Source organism: Streptomyces sp. NPDC002671, from assembly GCF_053592475.1.
Map to the genome: position 1 here is coordinate 1 of NZ_JBSFVU010000040.1, position 21,054 is coordinate 21,054.

Here is a 21,054-nt window from a genome sequence, read left to right on the forward strand (position 1 = left end):
AAGCTACCTCGCCGGCCTCGAACTCCGCGCCTCCATGATCTGGGTCGGAGATCTCTTGCAAGCAGCCGATTGATCACGACATCACACAGGCCCTAGTGGGCCCCGCTCAGGGACGATGCCTGCGGCGTGCCGGGAAGTCGAATCGTGACGAGGAGACCGCCGGTGGGGCGGGGTGCGAGGTCGATGGTCCCGTCGTGTGCTCGGACGATGCTGTGCACGATGGCCAGCCCGAGGCCGACCCCGGCATGTTCGTCGGTGCGTGTGCGTTCTGTTCCGCGTTGGAAGGGTTCGGTGAGGGTCGGTAGGAGTTCCGCTGGGACCCGATGGCCAGTGTTCTCGACTCGCAGCACGCTCGCGTCGTGCTGCGGTTCGGTGTGGACCGTTACGGTGCCGCCGGCGGGAAGGTTGTGGACGATGGCGTTCTGGACGAGGTTGGTCACCATCCGCAGAATGAGCGCCGCGGAGCCGAGGGTCTGTGCCTTCTCGCCGGTGACATCGAGCGTGATCTGGCGTTTTTCGGCGAGGGGAAGCAGCGTTTCGGTGGCTTCTTCGGCGATGAGGGACAGGTCGACGGGCTCGCGGGTGAAGCTCTTGCGGTCGGCGCGGCTGAGTAGCAGGAGGGCCTCGGTGAGGTCGATCGCCCGCGTGTTGACGGTGTGGAGGCGTTCGATGAGTTCGCCCTGGTCCCGCGTGGGGTTGTTGCGGGCGAGGTCGAGGAGTGTCTTCGAGATCGCCAGCGGGGTGCGCAGTTCGTGGGAGGCGTTCGCGGCGAAGCGTTGCTGTTCGGTGACGTGGGATTCGAGTCGTTCGAGCATGGTGTCGAACACGTCGGCGAGTTCGCGGAATTCGTCTTGGGGACCTTGCATGCGGACCCGGTGGGACAGTGATCCGTTCGCGGCCATCCGTGCCGCGTCTGCGATCCGTGTGAGTGGTGCGAGCATCCGGCCGGCGAGGATCCATCCTCCCAGGAGGCCGAACACCAGCAGGAAGGCCAGTGCTATGGCCGCGGCGGGGGCGAACATGCGCTCGAGGACGTAGCGGTTGGGTGCGACCCCGAGAAGGCCCTGGGGGCTGTCGGGTACGTAGCGCAGCAGGAACACCCATACCACGGCCAGCAGGAGAGTGCCGGCGATGAGGAGGAATCCGGCGTAGCTGATGGTGAGTTTCAGGCGGGCGCTGAGCCCTGGGCGCCTATTCACGAGTGCCGCCGGGGTGGGTGGTGTCCATGCCGGTGTCGATTCGGTAGCCGACGCCGGGCACCGTGGCGATGAGCCATGGTTCGCCGAGTCGTTTGCGCAGGGCGGAGACGGTGATGCGGACGGCGTTGGTGAAGGGGTCGGCGTTGGCGTCCCAGGCCCGCTCCAGTAGCTCTTCGGCGCTGACGACACCTCCTTCGGCGGCGACGAGGACTTCGAGCACGGCGAACTGCTTCCGGGTGAGCGCGACGTAGCGTCCGTCGCGGAAGACCTCCCGGCGGAAGGGGTCCAGCCGCAGGCCCGCGAGCTCGCGGACCGGGGGGCGGGCGTACGCGCGTCTGCGGTCGAGCGCCCTCAGCCGCAGGACGAGCTCCCGCAACTCGAACGGTTTGGTGAGGTAGTCGTCGGCGCCGAGTTCGAACCCGGACGCCTTGTCGTCGATCCGGTCGGCAGCGGTGAGCATGAGGATCGGGATGCCGCTGCCGGAGGCGACGATTCGTCGGGCGACCTCGTCGCCGGAGGGGCCGGGGATGTCGCGGTCGAGGACCGCGAGGTCGTAGGAGTTGACGCTGAGCAGTTCCAGAGCGGAGTTGCCGTCGCCGGCGATGTCGGCGGCGATCGCTTCCAGCCGGAGACCGTCCCGGACGGCTTCGGCCAGGTAGGGCTCGTCCTCCACGATCAACACGCGCATACCTGAAGCCTAAGCAGCACGGCATATCGCCGACATATGCTTCTTCACCCAGCTCGGACTCAGCCCCGCCGTCGTCCGCCGCGACGGCGCCTCCGAACTCGCACCCCGCTCCCTGGACGCCCGCCAGCAAATGCGCTACCTGAGCGCCGTCGAACGCCGCCCACTCGCCCGCGACCGCGCCATCGGCCGGCTGCTGTTCTACTCCTGGCTACGCATTGCCGAACTCGTCTCCTGGCTGCGCATTGCCGAACTCGTCGCCCTGAACGACACCGACGTCGTCCCCCTGTCCGCGCGCAAGGGAAAGGTCATCGTCCGGTCCGGCAAGGGCGAGGCATCCCGCGAGGTCCCGCTCATCGACACCACTGCCCGGACCTCGCGCACCGAATGGCGGACCGAACGCGCCTCCTGGCCCGGCGCAGACAGCCCTGCGCTGTTCCTCAACCGACGCGGCGGACGGCTCACCACCCGGGCAGTCGACCAGCTCATGGACGAACTCGCCACCGACGCCGACATCGTCGACGAAGCAGGCAACCTCGCCCTGACCGCCCACATCCTCCGGCACACCATGGCCACCAACCTGCTCCGCGTCGGCCTCGACATCGTCGTCGTCGCGAAATCCTCGGTCATGCCCCGCTCGACACTCCCCACCGATCAATAGGGCGCCGCTGAGCTGGGCGAACTCAATCGCGTGTACCGGGTTGCACGAGTCTTACCGGCACCATGATCGTCTGGGGCGCCTGCTACGCCACCGGCCAGATCATCACCCACGACCAGGACCTCACCGGCGCCACCGCCAAGACCGTCCTCGGCGGCTCCCGTCGGCCTCGCCCTGACCTTCGGTCTCATGGTCGCCGTCCGGCGCTACATCGCTCTCGCGCATCCAGCACGACGTGCACAGACCGCTGCCGCGGACCTGGCGGTTGGTCCAGAAGGCGAGTTCGACGCCGGAGCGGTGGGCTTCTCGGTCATCGTCCGGCAGGCGCCACCACGCGGGCGAGATCAGTACGGTGGCTCAGGCGCGGGCGCGGGGCAGCCAGGTGTCGACGTCGCGCCACGCGAGACGCCGGCGCGGCCCGCTCGCAGTGCCGTACAGGCGCGGTTCATATGTTCTCCACAGTGGATCGCGCGGTCTGGTCGGCCGGGGCCCGGGGTTCCGGTACGGAGGTCACGGCGAGGCTGAGACGGGCGCCCATATCGAGGTTCACCTCACCGGAGGGCCGGACATGGGACCAGAACAGCGGGGTCAGGCCGCGCCGGTCGGCGGGCGTGAGGAGGTCCGCCCACTCCGGTTCACCGAGGATGTCCTGGAGCATCAGGGTGTTCACGTAGACCGGGGCCGATTGCAGAATCCGCAGGGACAGCACGAACATCTCCTGCTCGGCGCGCCGGTTCGACGCTATCTCCCCGCCCTTCCCGTAGGCGATCACGGAGTTGGCGCCGTTGGAGGACTCCATCACGTTCAGGCCCTCCTCGATCTCCCGCTGAAGGTCCCGAAGCCGCAGGTAGCGGGCCACGAAGATGGTCTTCTGGGCGCGGCCGACCTCCAGCATCGCCGCGTAGGTGGGGTGGGATGCGTTGCGGGTGAAGCGGCGCAGGATCGCCTCGGTGGACGCGGTCCGGGTCTTGCCGGTGAGGACGGCGATGACCAGGCCGCGCGGGTGCAGGGTGACGTCGCCGGCTAGCAGCCCGGCCGGGTCCTGACTGCGGCTGGCGTACCGGTCGCCTGCCCGTGGCCTCGCCGTTCCCCGGCCTGCAGGAGCTTGACCGTCAGGCCACCCAGCGCGGCGCGGGCTTCGGTACGGGCTGCCCGCCGAAGCCTCGCACTTCGGGCAATCATGGCGTTCCACCGCACCTGCGGCCTGATCTGGTGTCAGATCCATGGCGGAAATCTCGCAGAAGTGCCTCTCGGAACGCGGGAGTTCCGAGAGAAGTTCTGCGTCGTTTATGAGAGACCGTCATCAAGGCTGCCACGAGCTACTGGGACCTCGCTCCTGGGGGCACACTCACACGTCGCGGCGTTTCACGACGAGAACGGCGAGTGCGATCGTGATCAGCGGCCAGAGCGTGTACACGATCCAGGAGCCGGGGACCGTGGCTGTGTAGCCCAAGGATCCGGGCTCCGGCCCCCAGGTTCGGATCAGGCGGTTCCAGGCGGCCGACATTAGCGCGTGTTTGATGTCCGCCGACCAGCGGCTGCTCTCCGAGAACATGGGGGGCAGCATCATCAGGGTGAAGACGCTGGTGACCATGGTCCCGGCGGCATGCCGGAGCAGAACACCGAGACCCAGACCGACCAGGGCGCAGACCGGAGCCAGCAACGCGGATGCCACCAGCGCCCGGAACACACCGGGGTGGGTGATCGGAACGCCGGCATAGTGCCCGTCCAGGATGGCCTGGGAGACCAGGAAGGAACCGGTGGAGGCGGCCGTGCCGACCGCGGTCCACAGTGCGGCGGTGACGGCCGCCTTGGCCAGCACGACCGAGCCGCGGGCCGGGACGGCCACGGTGGTGGTGCGGATCAGCCCGCTGCTGTATTCGCTCACGACGGCGAGGGCGCCCATGCTGCTGGCGACGAGGATCAGCGTCCAGTAGCCGGCCGGCGGATAGGCGTCGTAGGGCCGGAAATCAGCGGGGCCGGAGGGCGCGGCTTTGTCCGTCAGCGTGGCCACGGCGGTGGACCCGATGCAGAACAGGAGGGTGAGTGCGATCGTCCACGGTGTGGACCGCAGGGACCGTGTCTTGATCCACTCGGCGGCGAGCAGGTCGCAAAAGCGGGCGGGCGGCGCGGCGACGGGGGTGGTCCGGGGGGCGGAGGTGAGCGTGGTCATCGGGGCTGTCCTGCCTGGTATTCGGTGCTGTCGGCGGTGAGTTCCATGAAGGCCGCCTCCAGTGAGGCGGTACGGGTGGTCAGCTCGTTCAGCTGGATACCGCCCTCGAAGGCGAGCACCCCGATCCGGTCGGCCGAGAGCCCGGTCACGGCGAGTTTCTCGGCGCTGGTTGAGCCCTCCGGCTCGACCGAGGCGCCCGCCGCGGTCAGCACGGCTGCCAGCTCGGCGGCCTTCGGTGTCCCCACCACGACGCTGCTACGGGTGCTGCGGGCCGCGAAGTCCCGTACCGACTCGGCGGCGATGAGGCGGCCCCGGCCGATGACGACCAGCTGGTCGGCGGTGTTCTCCATCTCCGACATCAGGTGGCTGGAGAGGAAGACCGTGCGTCCCTCGGCGGCCAGTCGCCGGAAGAGCCGGCGTACCCAGAGGACGCCCTCCGGGTCCATGCCGTTGATCGGCTCGTCGAACATGAGCACAGGCGGGTCGCCGAGCAAGGCCGTGGCGATGCCGAGGCGCTGCTTCATACCGAGGGAGAATCCGCCGATGCGGCGGTTCGCCACCTCGGTCAGCCCCACCTCCCGAAGTACCTCGTCCACCCGGCGCCGCGGGATGCCGTTGCTGCGGGCCAGAGCGGACAGGTGGGCCGCGGCGCTGCGGCCGCCGTGGACCTGCCCGGCTTCGAGGAGGGCGCCGACGTGCCGCAGTCCGCGCGGGTGGCGGTGGAAGGGGACGCCGCTGACGGTGGCGGAGCCGGTGGTGGGCGCGTCCAGGCCGAGGATCATCCGCAGGGTGGTGGACTTGCCGGCTCCGTTGGGGCCGAGGAATCCGGTGACCTGGCCCGGCCGGACGGTGAAGGACAGATTGTCGACGGCCGTCTTGGTGCCGTAGCGCTTGGTGAGTTCGCTGACTTCGATCACGGCACCCACACTGCCGAGAGGAGCCCCGTCAGGGCATGCGGCCGTGGGCGGCAATCGTGCGGCCGAGTTGGCCCGTGGGCGTACGTCCCCGGGCTGATGCCGCGCTGGTGGTGGCCCGGTTAGTCTCGCGGCGTGAATCCCATGACGACCATTTCGTTGCCTGCGCGTGTTGCGCACCGTGGCCTTGTTCCCGGGAGGGCGCACCGCCGATGACGAGAACGAAGGCCGTGGCTTGGGCGGGGGGTGCCTCCTATCTCCTCGTGGTGGGTCTGCTGGTGGGGGCCGCACCGCGGGCGTCGGGCACGGTCCACGGTGTCGGGGCGCTGCTGGCTGTGAGCCTGCTCGCCGGCGTGGTGCGACGGATGCCGCTGCTGGCTCTGGCCATGGCACTCTTCGGATCCACTGCTGTGGTGGTGGGCCCTCCGAGTTCCGGCCATGAGAGCCTGGCGGCGTCGTACCAGGGCCAGTTCCTGTCGTATCTGGCGGTGGACCTCGTGCTGGCTTTCATCGTCGCCACATGCGTACGGCGCGCTTCGACTGTCGCCGTGGCCGCGTCTGTCGCCGTGCAGGTGCTGGTGATCGGCGTCTTCGCGCACGGGGACGGCCTGGCCGTCAACGAGGTGATCGCCCTCCTGGCGTTGGCCGCATCCTGCATGGCCAGTCTGCTGAGTCGCGAGCGCCGCGAGCACGCGGTGGCGCTGCGTGCACAGGAGGTGGCCGAGGCCGTGACCGCCGAACGGCTGCGGATCGCACGGGAGCTGCACGACATGGTCGCGCACAGCATCGGCATCATCGCCATCCAGGCCGGTGTGGGCAGCCGGGTCATCCAGACCCAGCCGGCACAGGCGCGCGAGGCCCTGCACGCCATCGAGGTCACCAGCAGAGAGACTCTGTCAGGCCTTCGGCGCACGTTGGTGTCGCTCCGTCAGGCCGACCTGGGCGCGACCGCGTCGGAGCAGTCACCGCTCGCGCCCTCGCCGGGGCTGGCGGACGTCGAACGGTTGGCGGCAGCGACCGCGGGCGCGGGGGTACGCGTCGACGTGCGCTGCAGCGGGGAGCAGCGTCCCGTGCCGGCCGACATCGAGCTGTCCGCCTACCGCATCGTGCAGGAAGCCGTGACCAACGTGGTCCGGCACGCGGGCACCGGGCGTTGCCGGGTGGTCATCGACTACGGAGACGAGGAGCTGTCCGTGGAGATCGTCGACGACGGGCGCGGCGCCACCGGGAACGGCTCGGCCCACGGCTTCGGCATCATTGGGATGCGGGAGCGGGTCAGTCTGCTGGGCGGCCGCCTCAGCGCCGGGCCGCGCCCTGAGGGCGGCTTCCGGGTGGCGGCCCTGCTGCCGCTGCCCGCACCCATCGCAGTTCCGGTGGAAGCCCGATGACCGTCCGGGTGGTACTCGCCGACGACCAGCCGCTGGTGCGGTCCGGTCTGCGCGTGCTCATGGCCGATCACAGCGATCTGGAGGTCGTCGGTGAAGCCGCTACCGGCGCCGAGGCCGTCCAACTGGTGAGCGACATTGGCCCCGACGTCGTGGTCATGGACATCCGGATGCCCGGCATGGACGGGATCGAGGCCACCCGCCTGATCACGGCCGGTCCGGCAACCACACGCGTCCTCGTCCTGACCACCTTCGACGAGGACGACCATGTCTACGGCGCGCTCCGGGCCGGCGCGAGCGGCTTCGTGGTCAAGGACATGGCGCTGGACGACATCCTCGCGGCGATCCGCGTGGTCGCCGCCGGCGACGCACTGATCGCGCCGGGTGTGACGCGTCGTCTGATCGCGGACTTCATCGCGCGCCCGGCACCAGCCCCGGAGCACTCCCCACGGTCGGTCGAGGGCATCACCGAGCGGGAACGGGAAGTACTGACCCTGGTCGGCCGCGGCCGGTCGAACGCCGAGATCGCCGAGGACCTCTTCATCACGGTGGCCACCGCCAAGTCGCACGTTTCACGGCTGCTCACCAAACTGGGCGCCCGGGACCGGGTCCAGCTCGTCATCACCGCCTATGAGATGGGGCTCGTCACCCTGCCTCGCTGACGGCGTCACCGGCCCCATGGTGAAGCCGGAAATACCCTGTCGCTCACGTCGCGGGTACGAGCAGCCGAAGGAGCAGCCGCCACCCGCCACCCGCTGCGGCCGTAAACAGGACTGGCCGGTCCCGGGCTGGCTCAGTCCTCTCCGTCGTCGTCATCGTCGGGGTTGACGGCGTCCGGGTCGCGCAGGGGCCGCAGCCCGTCAACCGGCTGGGAGGCAGTGCAGCTGTAACGGCCGAGCACGTTGAGGTTGCGGTGCTTGAGCGGGGAGAGCCGGGCGATGTCCTCGTCCCGGATATCGTGGCCCTCGGCGCGGAGCTGGGCGACGGCGGCGTCGATGTACCGGGTGGTCCAGAGCACCACGGCGTTGAGGACCAGGCCCAGCGATCCGAGCTGGTCCTCCATGCCGTCCCGGTACGCCTGGTGGATGGTGCCGCGCTTGCCGTGGCACACGTCGCGGGCCAGCTTGTGGCGAGACTCCTGAACGGTGAGCTGCCGGTTCATCTGCCGCCGGTAGGTGTCACCGACCGGGTCCACGACACGGAGCAGGTGCTCGGTCTTGGCGATCCGCCCGTACTCGGCGAACGCCTGGCCCAGCGGGGTCGGGTGGCCCTCGCGGCCGAACATCCGCAGCAGCTCATAGGCACGTACCTGGTTGGTGACCAGGGAGCCGGCGACCCGCAGCATGTCCGGCCAGTGCGTGATCACCTTGTTCAGGTTGACCCGGTTGCGGGCCAGCGGCTCCAGCGGCCCGTATGTACCGGTTTCGACGCCGGGCAGTGTCGCGCGCCAGAACCGCTGGGGCGGCGTTGATGGTGCGGACGGGGACGACGAACCGCAGTCCGTCGACCGAGGCCGGCAGCCCGTCGCCCCAGTACGCGACGATCGGCACACGGCTTTGGGCCGCGACCAGCGCGGCGTTCGCCGCGGCAATGGTGTCGGCGCGCAGGTAGAACTGGTCGACGTGCACCAGCCGGGCTCTGGTCAGCGCCTCATGTGCGGGGTTGATGACCGGAGTCATGCCTATGTTGCACGCCTCCGAGACCAGGAGGGCCACCAGGGAGGTGGTCAGGTCCTTCATGCGGGTCGTGCCGTCGCCCAGGTGCACGAAAGCGTCCAGGAACCCGGTCCAGCCGTACACCTCGAAGAGCAGCTCCGGCAGGTCGATCTTCGGGAGCATCTTCTGGACCCGGCCCCGCAGCCAGGCCAGCGACTTCGGCTCACCCAGCGCGCCGAGCTTGGACACGTTCAGCTTCACCCGCCCGGCGGGACCTCGATGGAGACCTTCGTGACCTGCCCGGCCGTCTCCAGCCGCTCCGCCATCTGCTTCCACGCCGTGTCCAGCGCCGTCACCAATGCGGCCAGGTGCTCCTCGACCGGCATGTCCAGGCTCAGCCCGGCCAGGACCTCCTCCCGCACCGCCTCCCACTCTGTGCCGTCCAGCAGCCGAGCGCGCGGGTCCGACCAGCGGTGCGAGGGAGAGGCGAACACGTCCCGGCGCTGAAGCGCGCGGTGCAGTTGCTCCAGCACGCACACGACGTACGCGTCCCGGTCCACGGCCCCCGGCGGCAGCTCGGCGTTGGCGTACACCGCCTTGCGCCACACGGCCGGCACCAGCTTGTCGTCGACCTCTCGCGGCAGCAGTGGCTTGTCCTTCACCCGCCGCCTCGCCAGCACGGGCAGCCGCTTCACCCCGGCCAGGATGCGGGCTCCTCCGCTCGCCGCGTCCAGCGCCTTCGACTCGCCCAGCAGCGACAGGAACGGCCGCACCGTGTTGTACCGGGTGGCCAGCGCAGCCCGCATGGCGACCGCCGCCGAGTCCTCGTCCTCTGGCACGAGCGAGACCACCATCGCGGCCGAGCTCATCACCACCGCCCGCGGCGCGACCTCCTCCACCGCCCGCCACAACGCGGCCGCGTCCAGATCCGTGCCCTGTGCCTCGACCAGCTTCAGCTCCTCGACCAGCTCCAGCTCCTCGAACAGCACCTTCGCCGCCCGCGCCAGGGTCCGCGACGCCTTCTCCAGCTGTGGCAGCGTCGAGAGCCGTTCCTTGTCCGTGGCCCTCTTCGCCGTGCTGATCAGCCTCGTCGCCATCAGCACCGAGAACAGGTCCAGCGCCTCGTCGATCGCTTTGGCCTCAAGGTGGCGCATCACCGCGGTGAGCATCGCCGTGCGCTTGGGCTCCGCCGCCCGCTCCAGGCTCGCGGCCTTGGACCCCAGCCCGTACCGGGCCAGCGCCGCGAGCCGGTTCGGCGGGATCTGCGACAGCTTCAACCGGCCCAACTGGAACGCGCCGATCTCGTCGACCCGCTCCAGCGACCGCGCGAAGGCCGTGCCCGTCGTCCGCGTCGGCGGCCGGCGCAGCCGCTCCAGCTCCGAGTACCGGCCGCCCTCCGGCGTCACCAGTGTGGCCACCAAATCCGCCGGCAGCGCCGGATCCGCGCGGTGAGCCGCCCTGGCCACGGTGGCGTGCAACCGCTTCTCCGCGATCGTGCGAACCTCGGACACCTGCCGGGCCAGCACCGACACCCCCGGCAGCAGCACCCGGTTCCGCCGCAGCCGGCCCACCGCCTGGTTGAACAGCGCGACGCCCCTTCGCGTGCGTCCACGCCCGGCCGTGCAGGAACGTACGGAACTTCCGACCCCACTCCGGGTCGTCGTACGGGTGGTAGCCGTAGGCGTCCCGGATCTCCCACGCGTGCTCGTACGCCGTCTTCACCCGCTCGGTGTACCGCTTCACGCACGACGGGTCCTCGATGCCGAGCTGCGCGGCCAAGTGCTCGACCACCGGCCACGGCACCGCGAGGGGGTCCTCCATGAACAGCCCCACGTACCGGACCGTGCACATCTGGAGGGCGAAGCCCAGCTGGTGATACTTCGTACGCCGCAGCGCGATCAGATCCCGGTCCGGCACGCTGTGGGCACGAGTCTGCCTCCGGAACGCTGCCCAGACGGCGACTGCTTCTCTGCGGTGCTGTGCTTGTGGCCGCGAGTTCCTGCCGACGCGTCGGATCGCAGGCGCACACTCCGCCGCGTCCTCGGTCATGCCCTCGCCGCCGCCCCGACCAGCGAGGCCGCAGGAGCCGTAGTACCCCGGTACCACCTGCCCGGCAGTGTTCAGTCCCCGGTACCACCGGATCCGGGAGATCGCGGACTTAGCGTGGTGGAGGAGGCGCCGGGCGTGCCGGGCGCCGGAGTCCGAAAGAGAGAACGCGAATGATCGAGGCCCAGCAGCTCACCAAGAGGTACGGGGAGAAGACAGCCGTCGACGGTCTGGACTTCACCGTGAAGCCGGGTACGGTGACCGGATTCCTCGGCCCCAACGGGGCGGGCAAGTCCACGACGATGCGCATGATCGTCGGACTCGACGCACCGACGCGCGGTTCCGTCACGGTGAACGGCCACCGCTACGCCCGTCACCAGGCGCCCCTGCAGGAGGTCGGGGCGCTCCTGGAGGCGAAGTCGATCCACCCGGGCCGCTCGGCCTACAACCACCTCCGTGCGCTCGCGCTGACCCACGGCCTTCCGCGCCGCCGGGTCGACGAGGTCGTCGAACTCGCCGGTCTCGGCAGCGTCGCGAAGAAGCGGGCCGGTGCCTTCTCCCTCGGCATGGGACAGCGACTCGGCATCGCGGCCGCGTTGCTGGGCGATCCGCAGACGGTGATGCTGGACGAGCCTGTCAACGGACTGGACCCCGAGGGCGTGCTCTGGATCCGCAACCTGCTGACCTCGCTCGCCGCCGAGGGACGGACGGTGTTCGTCTCCTCGCACCTGATGAGCGAGGTGGCGTTGGTGGCGGACCACCTGATCATCGTCGGCCGGGGACGGCTGCTCGCCGACACGACCGTACGGGACCTGGTCCGCGAGGCGGGCGGCGACACCGTGAAGGTCGCGACGCAGGACCCGGCCCGGCTGCGGGACGTGCTGGCCGGGCCGGGCGTGGAGATCACCGGCCGCGTCGGCACCGAGGAACTGCAGGTGATCGGGATGAGCGCCCGTGAGATCGGGCTGAAGGCGGCCGAGCACGGGATCCCGCTCTTCGAGCTGACCACGAAGCCGGTGTCGCTGGAGGAGGCATTCATGGAACTGACCAGGGACGCCGTGGAGTACCACGGCTCCACGACCGGCACCGACACCTCCGGGAGCGCGGCATGACCACCCTGACGGCCACACCTGAGACCCCCGAGACGGCCCAGCCCGCTGCGGACCGGCCCGCCTACCGAGTGACCGGACGCCGCGTGCTTGCCTCGGAGTGGGCCAAGCTCTGGTCCCTGCGTTCCACCTGGATCACTCTCGGTCTGGGCCTGCTGTTCCTCGTGGCCTTCGGCGTCATCGCCGCGAGCCACTACAAGTCCAATCTCGACTCCGGCCGGCACATGGACCGCGACTTCGCCACCGCGACGGCGGTGAGCCTGTCCCTCTTCGGCACGAACTTCGCCCAGCTCGCCCTCGGCGTGCTCGGCGTGCTGGTCACGGCGGGCGAGTACTCCACCGGCATGATCCGCTCGACCCTCGCGGCCGTACCGCGCCGGCTGCCCGTGCTGTGGTCCAAGGCGGCGGTGTACGGGCTGGTCGCACTGGTGGTCGCGACCGTCGGCGCGTTCGCCGCCTTCCTCGTCGGCAGTCAGATCGTGTCCGGCACGCCCGCTGCCATGGACCTCGGGCACGCCGGCGTCGTACGCAGCCTGCTGGGCGCCGGGCTCTACCTCGGCCTGGTCGGCGTGATCGGCACCGCCCTCGGGGCGCTGCTGCGGTCCGTCGCCGGCGGCATCTCGGTCCTGGTTGCCGCCCTCATGCTGGTGCCCGGACTGGTCTCCCTGCTGCCCACCTCGTGGCAGGGCGGCATCGACCCCTACCTGCCGAGCCACGCGGGCGAGTCGATCTTCGCGCTGGCCCATGACTCCACCACCCTGTCGCCCTCCGCCGGGCTCCTGGTCTTCCTCGGCTGGACGGCACTGGCGCTGGCAGGGGCGGCGTACCGGCTGCTGCGCAGCGACGTCTGAGGAACGGCACCCGCATCATGGACGGGTGAATTCCGTGACCACCGATGATCTCAGCGGGATGGGTCCGCTGGTCGCCCGGCTCGGCCGGGTCGGCCAGCGGCTCCGGCACGCCGACCGGGACCGTCCGTGGGTGCTGGACGCCGCCGTGGTGGTGCTGGTCTTCCTGATGTTCTGCCTGCCGGATCTGCTGCACGGGGTCCACGGGGACGGCGACGGTCCGCGCCGCTTCCGCCTTGCGTTCACCCGGCTGCCCGTGGTCGGCACGCTGGCTCTGCAGGCCGGGCTGGTGTTGCCGCTGTTGTGGCGGCGGCGGGCGCCCGCTGTGGCCTTCGGCGCCGTCACGGCCGTGTTCGTCGTCCAGTGGTCCCTCGGCGCCGCACTCCGTGCGGACGTCGCCCTTTTCATCGCCCTCTACAGCCTGGCTCTGCACGGGCGGCTGGGGCAGCTGCCGTGGGCCTGTGCGGTCATAGCGGGTGCGCTGGGCCTGGTGGCGGCGCGGGTCTCGGCGGCGATGTCGGTCTGGGACGCGCTCTTCTTCCTGCTCAGCACTGCGACCGCAGCCCTCGCGCTCGGTCTGATGATCCGTATCCGGCGGGCCCAGCTGGCCGGGCTGCGGGACCGCGCGGCCCGGCTGGAGATCGAACGCGACCAACGGGGCAGGCTCGCCGTCGCGGCCGAGCGGGCGCGAGTGGCCCGCGAGATGCACGACATCGTCGGCCACAACCTGTCCGTCATCATCACACTCGCCGACGCGGGCACCTACGCCACTGCCGCCGCCCCAGAACGGGGAAAGGAGGCCCTGCACCTCATCGGCGACACCGGGCGCCAGGCCCTGAGCGAACTGCGGCGCGTGCTCGGCGTACTCCGCGAGGCGGACGGCCCGCGGAGCGAGCCCGAGCTGAGCCCGCAGCCCGGTCTCGCGGACATCGACGCGCTGTGCGAGGGGGTACGGTCCGCCGGCCTGGAGGTCGTCTACCGTACCGTCGGTGACATCGACGCCCTCGACAGCGGGGTGCAGCTGACCGTCTACCGCATCGTGCAGGAGGCCCTGACGAACGCCCTCAAACACGCCGGCGCGGGCGCACGTGCGAACCTGGCGATCGTCGTGGAGGACGCACGGCTGACCATCACCGTCCAGGACTCCGGCCCACCCACACCGGCCGACCGTCCCGGCACGGCGAACGAGGAAGGACACGGCCTGGTGGGCATGCGAGAACGAGCAGCTCTCTACGGCGGAGACGTCAGCGCGGGTCCCGCGGGGCCAGGATGGACGGTGCACGCCACCCTCGACCTCGCTCCCCAGGGCGGTGCCCGGTGACCACCGTGCTCGTCGTGGACGACCAGCCCCTTCAGAGGTACGGCTTTCGCATGCTTCTGGACTCCGTACCCGAGACGGAGGTGGTCGGGGAGGCGGCACACGGAGCCGAAGCCGTGCGCAGGGCCGCCGAACTCCGCCCGGATGTCGTCCTCATGGACGTACGCATGCCCGGCATGGACGGTATCGAGGCCACGCGCCGTATCGTCGCCGCTGGCGACCGTTCCCGCGTCCTCGTCCTGACCACCTTCGACCTCGACGAGTACGTCCACGCAGCCCTGCGCGCTGGAGCCAGCGGCTTTCTCCTCAAGGACGCCCGCCCTGAGGAACTCCTCGCCGGCATCCGCGCGGTAGCCGTCGGCGACGCGGTGATCGCGCCCGCGCTCACCCGCCGCCTGCTGCACGAATTCGCCCGTCTCGTGCCACCCGGGGGCGACGGCTCCGCCGAGGATCCGCGCCTGAGTGTCCTCACCGACCGCGAACGCGAGATCCTCGTCGCCATCGGCAAGGGCTGGACCAACGGCGAGATCGCCACGCGTTTCGTCCTGTCGGAGTCCACGGTAAAGACGCATGTCGGCCGCGTCCTGGCCAAGATCGGTGCGCGCGACCGCATCCAGGCGGTGATCTTCGCCTACGACCACGGCCTGGCCCGACCTCACTCGGACTGAGCGGCGGGTCACGTCACGGATGATCTGACGCCTGCCTGGAGGGAGTTGGGCGCGGGTTTCGGCGACGAGGTCATGGTTGCAAGGACACCGGTCCGGACAACAAAGAACCCCTGGGTCTCTGACCTGGGGGTTTCGCGTGGAGCGGGTGACGAGAATCGAACTCGCGCTCTCAGCCTGGGAAGCGACGGCACTTGTGTATGGGCACGGCGCTGCGAGGGGGGTGCCCCTATCTCTTTCGTCAAGCCGGGTGAGGATGGTCGGCATGACGGATCGGGATCGGTTGGGGCGGGCCGCGGTGCACTATGCGGCTGGCGGCGGAGATGTGGACGGCCTGAGGGTGCTGTTGGCTGAGGGCGCCGACCCGGTGGCTGCCGATGCCGAGGGTTGGACACCGCTGCATTTTGCTGCTCAGGCGCAGGTGCCCGCGGCCGTCGAAGTCCTGCTGGCCTCGGGTGCGGCGGTCGATGTCGTGGACCGTCATGGCAATACGCCGTTGTGGAGGGCGGTGTTCTGTTCGCGGGGCGAAGGCGGGACGATTCGGCTCCTTCTGGAAGCCGGTGCCGACCCTGACCGGGACAACGTTCATGGCGTGAGCCCGAGGGCGCTGGCGGGGCGGATTGCCAACTATGACGCGGCTGTTCACCTTCCGGCTGGGCGGAGCGATGCCCACGGCTGGCCGCCATGGGGCCAACTGCGGCGAGTCCTTCAGCAAGTCGTCGGTCTTTACATGGAGTGCGGTCGCGAGGGAGTCCAGCTCTGTCTTCACACACAGAGGTTGGACTCCTTCGCGACGTCCGCGTGCGTCTTGCCGCGCATCTGGGCGCGAGCGATACCGGACAGAGCGGTCCGCCCCGGCTGCCCGGCAACGACAGCCCTCCTCAAGAGCTGGCACGATGTCCAGCATGAGCCGACTGGTAACGCTGAAGGAGAGCCTCGCGTCCCGCCGTCCACACGCAACGCTCCAGCGGGAGTCCTTCGACGGCGGCGATCTCGCTTCCGTGCGTTTGCAGCCGTTGTGGTTCACGCGGTGCACATTTCGTGAGACCGATCTCCGTCAAGCCACCCTCGACGGCTGCCACTTCAAACTGTGCGATCTTCGCGGGGCGAATCTGCGCGGTGCTTCGCTGAGAGGGGTCACGCTGGCGGGCTGCGATCTGACCGGCGCCGACCTCCGCGCCGCTGACTTGACCGGCGCCCGTTTCGGCCGGGTTCTCACGGGCGCCCCGCCCCACGGTCTGACTAATGCCACCGGCGTCAAACTGGACAACGCCGTCCTCCGCAACCTCCAACTCGAGCAGGTCATCGGCTGGCCCATTACCGGGTGAACGACTGACGACCGAGGCTCACGCTCTCGTCACGGACGTCGGCCAAGCCTTGGAATTGATCATCTGGTCAAGGACGGCCGTCAATGAGGCGGCCAGGCTCGGGACGATCAGCGCTGCAGCCTCGGTCCCCGGAACGGTCACGGTCTGCTCGTCCAACGCGGCGAAGATGTCCTTGACCAGCCGCTCGGCCATCCGCGGTGCCTTCGGCCGCAGCAGGGTGACCAGCCGCCGACGGCCGGCCTTGCGGATCTGGGCCGGAGACCCGAACCGTTCCAGCAGCGTGAGGACGGCCGGGTGCTGCAACCGCGGCCCCAGCACCCGTTCCAGCGAGGGGTGGATCTGGGTCAGCAGGCCGTGCAGCCGGTTGGCGACCCTGGTTGCCTCGCCGGCCAGGTCGTCGTCGAAGCCCACGATCATGTCCAGCTCGGCGATCGCCTCGTCCTCGCCGTCGATCGCCCGCAGCGTGTGAGGCATCGCGCGAGCGGCGTCGGCGATGATGAACGCGTCCCTCGCGTCGGTCTTGGCCTCGCCGGGGTAGAGGTCGGCGATCCGCCGCATCGTCAGCCCGAGCAGGTAGACGACCGGGCAGCCCATGTCCCTCGCCACCGCCAGCGGCAGAGCCCCGATTGGTCAGTGGGCGCGGGGGTGGTGGTCGGAGTGTCCAAGGCTGCCTTCTTCCGTCACGTGGGCCGGGGAGGGATGGAGGGCTGCTATGCGGAGACTGTCTGTGTGCGTGCGCATGGCGCCATGGTGCTCGTACGGGACGGGCGGGGTGGGCGAAGCGCGCCAGCAGTCAGGATGCGTTCAGGTGCCCGGTGGCACGGTCGGACAACGTGACCTATGAAACGTCTGAGAGTCGGGTGGTTCCGGAGGAGGGTCAGGCCCCCGGTTCGCGTCACCGGCTGCGCTGGATCAAGGTGCCCGAGGTCACCGTCTACTTCTGGATCATCAAGGTGCTGTGCACGACGGTCGGCGAGACCGCGGCGGACCTGCTGAACGAGAAGGCGGGTCTCGGGCTGACCGGTGTGTCGGTTCTGATGAGTGCCCTGCTGGCCGTCGTCCTGGTGGTCCAGTTCCGCTCCAGCGTCTACCGGCCGGGCGTGTACTGGCCGGCGGTGGCACTGATCAGCGTCGTCGGCACGCTGATCAGCGACAACCTCACCGACAACATGTGTGTGCCGCTGGAGACGAGCACCACGGTCTTCGCGATCGTCCTCGCGGTCGTGTTCGTCGTCTGGTACCGGCGCGAGCGGACCCTGTCCATCCACCACATCGACACCACCAGCCGCGCGTCCTTCTACTGGCTGGCGGTCCTGTTCACCTTCGCCCTGGGCACCGCGGCCGGTGACCTGGTGTCCGAGCGTATTGACCTCGGCTACTGGCTGTCCGCCGTCCTGTTCGCGGCGGCCATCGCGGCGGTGGCCATCGCGCACTTCGCGCTGGACCTGGACGCGGTGTGGAGTTTCTGGATCGCCTACATCTTGACCCGCCCGCTGGGCGCCTCGATCGGCGATTACCTCTCCCAGCCAACTGGCGACAGCGGCCTCGGCCTTGGCACCGTCGTGACGAGCGTTCTGTTCTTCGCGGTCATCCTCGGGCTGGTCATCTACCTTTCCGTCACCCGCAGGGACGTCGCCGAACCGGAGCAGGCGACGGGATGCGCGGCCTGAGCCACACGTCAGTTCGGTGGGCCCGGCGGCACGCGGCGGCTGGCCCCGATCTGGTCAAGGGCCTTGTCGCGCAGGGCAAAGAGGTTTTCCTGGACCTCAAGCTCTTCGAGATCCCCAACTCGGTCGCCGGCGCGGTCCGTGCCGCGGGGGCTCTGGGCGTCTCCATGGTGACCGTGCACAGCATGGGCGGCACGAGCATCATGACCGCCGCTGTCGAAGCAGCCCGCGACTTTCCCGAAATGCGGATCCTCGCCCTGACCGTGGTCACCAGCATGACCGACGAGGATCTCGCTGACATCGGCATCGGTGACTCGGCCAAGCAGCAGGCGCTCCGGCCGGCCCGCCTGGCGGGCAAAGCCGGTTGCCACGGCGTGATCGCCTCGCCTCAGGACGTCGCGTTCTTGCGCAGCGCACTGGGTACCGATGCCCTGATCGTCACTCCTGGAGTCACACTGCCTGGTGAAACCCCGACCGACCATGCCCGTCCCGGGACTTCGCGGGCTGCCCTCGATGCCGGCCTCTCACATGTCGTCGTGGGGCGAACGGTCACACACGCCAAGGACCCGGCAGCCGCCTTTCGTTTCGTCCGCGCCGGTCTCGCTCTGTAGTAGACCGATCTGGGAAGACGTCAGGCGGGGTGGCGAGTGGTCGGCCCTCCTGACGGATGCCTTTCTCGCGCTGGAAGTGGGCTCGTTCGCGGCGTAGCACGGTCAGGACACCGATGCGGCAGGCACCGGCGTTGCGCCAGTGCACTGGTAGCAGTTCCTGGGCCGGGTCACCTCACGGGCAGAAGTTCGGCCGCGGGACCGCTGGTGGTGATCCGGCCGGTGTTCATCAAGTGCGCGGTGTCGGTGTGGCAGGCGATCAGGTGGTGTTCGTGGGAGACCACGAAGCCAAGTGGTCGCGCGTTCGGACGGTGCTGGCGTTGTGGTCTGAGCGTGCAAGGCGGTCTTCTTCGGTCGCGGGGGAGGGACGGACGACCGATATGGAGAAGAGGTGCGTGTGTGCATGGAGCCATGCTGCTCGCGTTGCACGAGTGGGGCGAGTGATCAACGGGACAGTCAGGATGTGTTCAGGTTCCCGCTGGCACAGTCGAGCAGTATGACCCATGAAACGTCTGAGAGTCCGGTGGTTCCAGAGGTGGGCACCCAGCAACGAGACCAGCAGCGAGCCGGCGAACAACCGACCGAGGCGGGCTCACACCACCTCTCCGGCACTGGATAGGAGAGTGGCAGGAGAGCCTCCTCTGTGCGGCCAGGAAAGAAGGCCGTACGGGGGATCCGGCGACGCGAATTCACGCGCTCCGCAGGTTGAATTCCGGGACGAAGTTCCCAGAATTCTGGCCAGCTCCGCCGGCCAGGGCTCGAATTGGCTCCACGAATTCCATAGGCTGGCTAGGGGGCTGGGGGGGCTTCCGGCCGACCAGCAGGGGCACGGTCTGACCTGAGAAACCGAACGCTTCCGAGGCGGCTAATGCTCCCCTGCTGGTGACTACGGCACCGAGTCTCTCCAACTCGGCGGCTCCCATTAGAGGCATCAGCGCCTTCCCGGCGCCTCCCTGCCGGGCGGAGCGGGCAGTAAAAGCGTGTATTGCATCATGCAGGAAAACCTCAAGATCCCGCCTAACAAGCTGCGCCACCCCTGGGTCATAACAGGCATACAGAAAGGCCTCGCGCAGGCCGAGGAAAGAATAAAAGCGGAGGCCATCCTGAAAACGCGAACCGTGTCACGGATAACGCCTCCGGCGGCGCGGCCCGAGTGGGCTTGACGAGCAATCGAAATCATCCCACCGCCCGGCAGGTCCGAGGCTGCACCTGTCTACACATTTGTAGACAATTACCGTTCCGCAGACGTGAGGGCCGCTCCCTCTGTGCTGCCGCCCGTTCTATGTGAGGGTTGCATGACAACTATGACGACGCCCGAGAGTCCTCGGACGCATGCCAAGCAGATGCTGAACAAGGTTCCCGAGGTCACGATCTGGTTCTGGATCATCAAGATCCTGTGCACCACGGTCGGCGAAAGCTTCGCCGACTGGATCAACATGAACCTCGGCGTTGGCCTGATCAACACGGCATTGATCTTCACCGCGGTTCTGGCAGGCGTCATGGGCTGGCAACTCACCACCAAACGCTACGTCCCGTTCGTGTACTGGCTCACCGTCGTGGTGGTGAGCGTGACCGGCACCCTCTACACCGACATCCTCACCGACAACCAGGGCGTTCCCCTCGCGCTGAGCAGTAGCGTGTTCGCCGGCGTCCTGGCCGTTGTCTTCGGGATCTGGTACGCCCGCGAGCGGACCCTGTCGGTCCACACCATCACCACCCGTCCCCGTGAACTCTTCTACTGGCTCGCGGTCCTGGTCACTTTTGCCCTCGGCACCGCGACCGGCGACTGGACCCTGGACCTGACCGGCTGGAGCCCAGGTGTCTCCGTGTTCCTGCCTCTCGGGTTGATCGTCGCGATCGTCCTCGCATGGCGCCTCGGCGCCAACGCGGTGCTCTCCTTCTGGCTGGCCTACATCCTCACCCGCCCGCTCGGCGCCAACCTCGGCGACTGGCTCGGCTCGCCCAGCGGCGACGGCGGCCTGGGCCTCGGCACCGCGGTGACCAGCGTGATCTTCCTGGCCGCGATCCTCGCTACGGTCGTGTACCTCACGCTCAGCCGCAGCGATGTCATCGAGACCGACGACCTCACTCATACCCCGCGAGCGCTGAACCCGGCGCGTGAGCGGATCATGCTCGGTTACTACGCCGTCGTAGCGGTCGCAACTGCGGCGCTTCTCATCTGGGCACACCACCAGCCCCACGCGGCCGCGGCCAGCGAGGATGACGCCCCCGCACCTGTAACCGCCCATCTCACCCCGGAGCAGGCGACGTCGCCGTTCCCTCCGGCTGAGATCGCAAAGTTCCGCACGATCGCAGCTGACACCCTGGCAAAGCTCAATTCGGGCAACCAGTCAGCCGCGACCACCCGAGTGACCGACCTCGAGACCGCTTGGGACGACGACCAGTCCACCCTTGAGCCCAAGAGCGAGCAGTCCTGGCACTTCCTCGACAACGAAATCGACCACGTCCTGAAGGCGCTACGCGCCCCGAGCCCGGACAAGGCCACCGAGGTCAAGGCGCTCAACACCCTCCTCACCTCACTCGGCTAGCCAACCACCATGACGGATTGCCCCGACGCATCCCCTGCGCCGGGGCAGTCAACATTCCGAACCGCACGCGGCACGCGGATCGCCAACAGCCACGGCCGTTTGGTCTGGACGCTCCTTTGACGCTCCGAGCGTCTGAAGGGTCCTTCAACGGAGCCGTGAACGGCCTCTGACCTGGGAGCCGCGGCGCTCGCGTTCCTGCTCTCCGCCCCGGCGATCAACCCGATCGTCAGACCGTCCCTGCTGGGCT

Annotated in this window: 16 protein-coding genes and 4 pseudogenes; 12 read left to right on the forward strand and 8 right to left on the reverse strand. The window is 69.0% G+C overall.

Features of this window, described 5'->3' with window-relative positions; translation table 11 throughout:
• Positions 1-92 precede the first annotated feature (92 nt).
• A complete protein-coding gene (locus ACWD35_RS37915; RefSeq protein ID WP_451355928.1) occupies positions 93-1,199 on the reverse strand; it encodes a sensor histidine kinase in 1,107 nt (368 codons plus the stop codon).
• Complete coding sequence (locus ACWD35_RS37920; RefSeq protein WP_451355929.1) at positions 1,192-1,887, reverse strand: response regulator transcription factor; 696 nt, start codon at positions 1,885-1,887, stop codon at positions 1,192-1,194. Before ACWD35_RS37920 ends, ACWD35_RS37915 begins: the two co-directional genes overlap by 8 nt.
• Before the next feature lie 130 nt (positions 1,888-2,017).
• On the opposite strand from ACWD35_RS37920, the gene ACWD35_RS37925 reads away from it, so the two are divergent.
• Entirely contained in the window at positions 2,018-2,545 is a 528-nt protein-coding gene (locus ACWD35_RS37925; RefSeq protein WP_451355930.1) for a tyrosine-type recombinase/integrase, read from the forward strand.
• A gap of 442 nt (positions 2,546-2,987) precedes the next feature.
• Here the strand turns inward: ACWD35_RS37925 and ACWD35_RS37930 are convergent, their stop codons facing one another.
• From ACWD35_RS37930 to ACWD35_RS37940, 3 genes are all read right to left on the reverse strand, one after another.
• Positions 2,988-3,767, reverse strand: a complete 780-nt coding sequence (locus ACWD35_RS37930; RefSeq protein ID WP_451355931.1) for a Tn3 family transposase — start codon at positions 3,765-3,767, stop codon at positions 2,988-2,990.
• A 123-nt stretch (positions 3,768-3,890) separates the two neighbouring features.
• Positions 3,891-4,715 (reverse strand): ABC transporter permease, encoded by an 825-nt coding sequence (locus ACWD35_RS37935; RefSeq protein WP_451355932.1) that lies wholly within the window; start codon positions 4,713-4,715, stop codon positions 3,891-3,893.
• Positions 4,712-5,632, reverse strand: a complete 921-nt coding sequence (locus ACWD35_RS37940) for an ABC transporter ATP-binding protein (protein ID WP_451355933.1) — start codon at positions 5,630-5,632, stop codon at positions 4,712-4,714. The genes ACWD35_RS37935 and ACWD35_RS37940 overlap by 4 nt, the downstream gene beginning before the upstream one ends.
• Before the next feature lie 209 nt (positions 5,633-5,841).
• Here ACWD35_RS37940 and ACWD35_RS37945 point away from each other — a divergent pair, with 209 nt between their 5' ends.
• Complete coding sequence (locus ACWD35_RS37945) at positions 5,842-7,017, forward strand: sensor histidine kinase (RefSeq protein ID WP_451355934.1); 1,176 nt, start codon at positions 5,842-5,844, stop codon at positions 7,015-7,017.
• Positions 7,014-7,676 (forward strand): response regulator, encoded by a 663-nt coding sequence (locus tag ACWD35_RS37950; RefSeq protein WP_451355935.1) that lies wholly within the window; start codon positions 7,014-7,016, stop codon positions 7,674-7,676. The genes ACWD35_RS37945 and ACWD35_RS37950 overlap by 4 nt, the downstream gene beginning before the upstream one ends.
• A gap of 131 nt (positions 7,677-7,807) precedes the next feature.
• Here ACWD35_RS37950 and ACWD35_RS37955 read toward each other — a convergent pair.
• Positions 7,808-10,580, reverse strand: a pseudogene (locus ACWD35_RS37955) (Tn3 family transposase); the annotation flags it as partial.
• A 308-nt stretch (positions 10,581-10,888) separates the two neighbouring features.
• Between ACWD35_RS37955 and ACWD35_RS37960 the strand changes: the two are divergent.
• The 5 genes and pseudogenes from ACWD35_RS37960 to ACWD35_RS37980 all read left to right on the forward strand — a co-directional run.
• A complete protein-coding gene (locus ACWD35_RS37960; protein WP_451355936.1) occupies positions 10,889-11,827 on the forward strand; it encodes an ATP-binding cassette domain-containing protein in 939 nt (312 codons plus the stop codon).
• The gene (locus ACWD35_RS37965; RefSeq protein WP_451355937.1) at positions 11,824-12,675 is read left to right on the forward strand and encodes an ABC transporter permease; all 852 of its coding nucleotides are present in this window, start codon (positions 11,824-11,826) and stop codon (positions 12,673-12,675) included. Before ACWD35_RS37960 ends, ACWD35_RS37965 begins: the two co-directional genes overlap by 4 nt.
• Positions 12,676-12,709: 34 nt before the next feature.
• Entirely contained in the window at positions 12,710-13,993 is a 1,284-nt protein-coding gene (locus ACWD35_RS37970; protein WP_451355938.1) for a histidine kinase, read from the forward strand.
• Entirely contained in the window at positions 13,990-14,658 is a 669-nt protein-coding gene (locus ACWD35_RS37975; protein ID WP_451355939.1) for a response regulator, read from the forward strand. Before ACWD35_RS37970 ends, ACWD35_RS37975 begins: the two co-directional genes overlap by 4 nt.
• A 262-nt stretch (positions 14,659-14,920) precedes the next feature.
• Positions 14,921-15,193, forward strand: a pseudogene (locus ACWD35_RS37980) (ankyrin repeat domain-containing protein); the annotation flags it as partial.
• A 120-nt stretch (positions 15,194-15,313) separates the two neighbouring features.
• On the opposite strand, the pseudogene ACWD35_RS37985 reads toward ACWD35_RS37980, so the two are convergent.
• Positions 15,314-15,424 (reverse strand): annotated as a pseudogene (locus ACWD35_RS37985) (IS982 family transposase); the annotation flags it as partial.
• 136 nt (positions 15,425-15,560) lie between these two features.
• Here ACWD35_RS37985 and ACWD35_RS37990 point away from each other — a divergent pair.
• On the forward strand, positions 15,561-15,983 hold the full coding sequence (locus ACWD35_RS37990) for a pentapeptide repeat-containing protein (RefSeq protein WP_451355940.1): 423 nt from the start codon (positions 15,561-15,563) through the stop codon (positions 15,981-15,983).
• Positions 15,984-16,046: 63 nt separating this feature from the next.
• Here ACWD35_RS37990 and ACWD35_RS37995 read toward each other — a convergent pair.
• A pseudogene (locus tag ACWD35_RS37995) lies at positions 16,047-16,610 on the reverse strand (IS110 family transposase); the annotation flags it as partial.
• A 206-nt stretch (positions 16,611-16,816) separates the two neighbouring features.
• Here ACWD35_RS37995 and ACWD35_RS38000 point away from each other — a divergent pair.
• The 3 genes from ACWD35_RS38000 (at position 16,817) to ACWD35_RS38010 (ending at position 20,807) form a co-directional block, all read left to right on the forward strand.
• Complete coding sequence (locus tag ACWD35_RS38000) at positions 16,817-17,653, forward strand: COG4705 family protein (RefSeq protein WP_451355941.1); 837 nt, start codon at positions 16,817-16,819, stop codon at positions 17,651-17,653.
• The gene (gene pyrF / locus ACWD35_RS38005) at positions 17,641-18,261 is read left to right on the forward strand and encodes an orotidine-5'-phosphate decarboxylase (RefSeq protein ID WP_451355942.1); all 621 of its coding nucleotides are present in this window, start codon (positions 17,641-17,643) and stop codon (positions 18,259-18,261) included. The genes ACWD35_RS38000 and pyrF overlap by 13 nt, the downstream gene beginning before the upstream one ends.
• A 1,301-nt stretch (positions 18,262-19,562) precedes the next feature.
• Positions 19,563-20,807: a COG4705 family protein gene (locus ACWD35_RS38010; RefSeq protein ID WP_451355943.1), complete on the forward strand. Its 1,245-nt coding sequence runs from the start codon at positions 19,563-19,565 to the stop codon at positions 20,805-20,807.
• Positions 20,808-21,054: the final 247 nt, after the last annotated feature.